2 protein-coding genes are annotated in these 2,613 nt (G+C 69.1%); both read right to left on the reverse strand.

Going from position 1 to position 2,613, the window contains the following annotated elements; translation table 11 throughout:
* Positions 1-819: MFS transporter (locus ACOADB_RS00240; RefSeq protein ID WP_378595910.1), on the reverse strand; the 819-nt coding region annotated here is incomplete at its 3' end.
* 93 nt (positions 820-912) lie between these two features.
* The gene (locus ACOADB_RS00245) at positions 913-2,433 is read right to left on the reverse strand and encodes an LVIVD repeat-containing protein (protein WP_378595911.1); all 1,521 of its coding nucleotides are present in this window, start codon (positions 2,431-2,433) and stop codon (positions 913-915) included.
* Between the last annotated feature and the right edge of the window lie 180 nt (positions 2,434-2,613).

Genomic DNA, 2,613 nt, shown 5'->3' on the forward strand with positions numbered 1-2,613 from the left:
CGCTCCGCCGCCCGTGGCCCGCACTCCGAGCAGGCGCACCTTCAGCAGCGGTACGGCGGCGCTCAGCGCATGCCGCACGAACCCGGCGAGCAGCACCAGTCCCAGCCCGATCGGCAGCACCGACCTGAGGTCCGAGAGGCTGCCCTCGGACAGGGACGTCCCCACCACCAGCAGCGCCATCGCCGGAGCCAGCAGGAACAGGCCGGCCCGGTCGAGGGGCACGGTCGGGTCGCCCGGCACCGCAGGCAGGTTGCGCCGGCCCAGCCACAGCGCAACCAGTCCGACGGGCACGTTGACCAGGAAGATCCAGCGCCACGACAGGGTGTCCAGTACCCAGCCGCCGAGCGGCGGCCCGAGGACCGGCCCGACCAGGATGGGCAGCCCGAGCAGCGCCATCACCCGGCCGCGGTCACCGGCCGGCGCGGCACGCAGCGCGAGGGTCATCGCCGCCGGCATCACGAACCCGCCGCCGATGCCCTGGACCACCCGGAAGGCAATCAGGCTCGGCGCGTCCCAGGCCGTGGCGACCAGTGCCGAACCTGCGGTGAACAGGGCGATCGCCATCAGGAAGACCGATCGGGCGCCGTACCTCCGGATCGCCCAGGCGGCGGCAGGAATCACGCTGGCCAGTGCGAGCGTGTAGCCGGTGCTGACCCACTGGATCACCGGCAGCGACGCGCCCGTCTCCTGGGCGAGGGGTGCGAGCGCCACGGCCACGACGGTGACGTCGAGCGGGATCATCACCGTCCCGGCGATGACGGTGAGGGCGACGGTGGTGGCGCTGCGGGACGCGAGGGACGGGCTGGTGACGGCGGTCATGGACCTACCGTCCAACCTCAACTTTCGTTGAGGTCAAGTCCTCCGGACACACGAAAGCCCCCGCCAGAGTTGCGGGGGCTTCCGTGCTTGCGGCTAGTACGACGTCTGCGACTGCACGTTCAGCTCGCCGATCGACACACCCTGGGCCGGGGCGACGCGCGGGTCGTTCACCTTGAACACGTCGAAGCCCAGCTGGATGTCACTGGAGTAGATGTGGCCGTTGTACCAGTACGCCGACCACGAGCCGCCGAGGATCAGCCGCTCCTCCGAGAGGGGTCCACGGTCGTAGTACGCGATCTCCTTGGGGTGGGCCGAGTCGGTGAAGTCCCACACCGAGATGCCGCCCTGGTACCACGCCTGGACCATGATGTCGCGGCCCTTCACCGGCACCAGCGAGCCGTTGTGGGCCACACAGTTCTCCGTGTTGGCCTGGGTCCGCGGGATCTTGAAGTACGAGCGGAACTGCAGCTTGCCGCCGACGATGTCGTAGATGCCGTCGGCCCCCTTCACGTCACCGACGGTCGGGTTGCAGGTCGGGCCACCGCCGCCGCCGAGCTCGTCGGTGAAGACGACCTTGGTGCCGGCGTTGTTGAACGTGGCGGAGTGCCAGAACGCGAAGTTCTCCGTGTCGCGGACCTGCTCGGTCACCACCGGGTTCGCCCGGTCGGAGATGTCGAGCAGCACGCCGTCACCCATGCAGGCGCCGGCCGCGATGTCCTTGGCCGGGTACGCCGTCAGGTCGTGGCAGCCGGAGGTCTCGCGGGAGTACCCACCCGCGGGGTTGCCGCCCTCGGGGAACAGCACGGGCGTGCTCACGATCGCCGCGTCCTCCGGCGCATCCACCGGCACCTTCACCACGCTGATCTGGTCGTGCGGCGGCTGGCAGTCGGGGAAGTTCGCGTTCGGTGAGTACGACGACGCGTAGACGAACACGTCCTTGCCGTCCTCCGACGGCGCCAGCGTGTGGGTGTGGGACCCGCACGCGGTCTCGACCGCTGCGACGTACTGCGGCGAGGTCGGGTCACTGATGTCGAAGACCCGGATGCCCTCCCACGACTCCTTGATCGTCGCCGACTGGGGCACGTTGTCGCAGGTGTTGTTGCTGCGGCTCGAGTCCACACTGAGGACGAGCAGGTCGCCGTGGACCGAGATGTCGTTCTGCGACCCGGGGCAGAGCACCTGGGTCACGATCTTCGGCTTGTGCGGCTTGCGGATGTCGTAGACGGTCAGGCCGTCGTAGTTGCCCTGGAAGGCGTAGTTGCCCTGGAAGGCGAGGTCGGTCTCGAACGACGACTCGGCCGTGAACGCGCCGGACTTGGGGAGGTTGGCGAGCAACGAGATGTTGCGGCTCTTGTCGACCTCGCCGGGTGCGAGGACCGCGGCGCTGTCATCGAGCTGCGCGATGTCCTGGCCCGGCTGGCAGGCATCGTCGAAGTTGTCGCCGGCCCTTTCGGCGGCGCGCTCCTGGCCGGGTGGACATGCGTGCCCGCCCGGGTCGTCGTGGTTGCCGTCATGGGCGTCGGCGGGCAGGGTCACTGCCGTGATGCCGAGGGCCAGCACGCCCAGCGTGGTGACGCCGAGCCTGCGCAGGCGCAGGGGGACAGGGATCGCCATGTTCACTCCCGAGAAAAGTTGGCTGCGGATCCGAGCTTCGACCCTCGCCTATGGTGAGGGCTTCACGCAACCCCTTTGAGGAGCTTCTCGGTGTCTCGGTCTCGGTCGTTCTGCTCTGCCTTCGTCGCGCTCGTGGCGGCGTTCTCCCTCAGCGGCTGTCTGGAGAAGGAGAACGACGCG

Source organism: Nocardioides sp. CPCC 206348, assembly GCF_048654705.1.
In the GTDB taxonomy this organism is placed as follows: domain Bacteria; phylum Actinomycetota; class Actinomycetes; order Propionibacteriales; family Nocardioidaceae; genus Nocardioides.

Excerpts from the sequence above, each read along its gene's own strand:
- ACOADB_RS00245 (WP_378595911.1), bottom strand. The coding sequence starts at position 2,433 with ATGGCGATCCCTGTCCCCCTGCGCCTGCGCAGGCTCGGCGTCACCACG.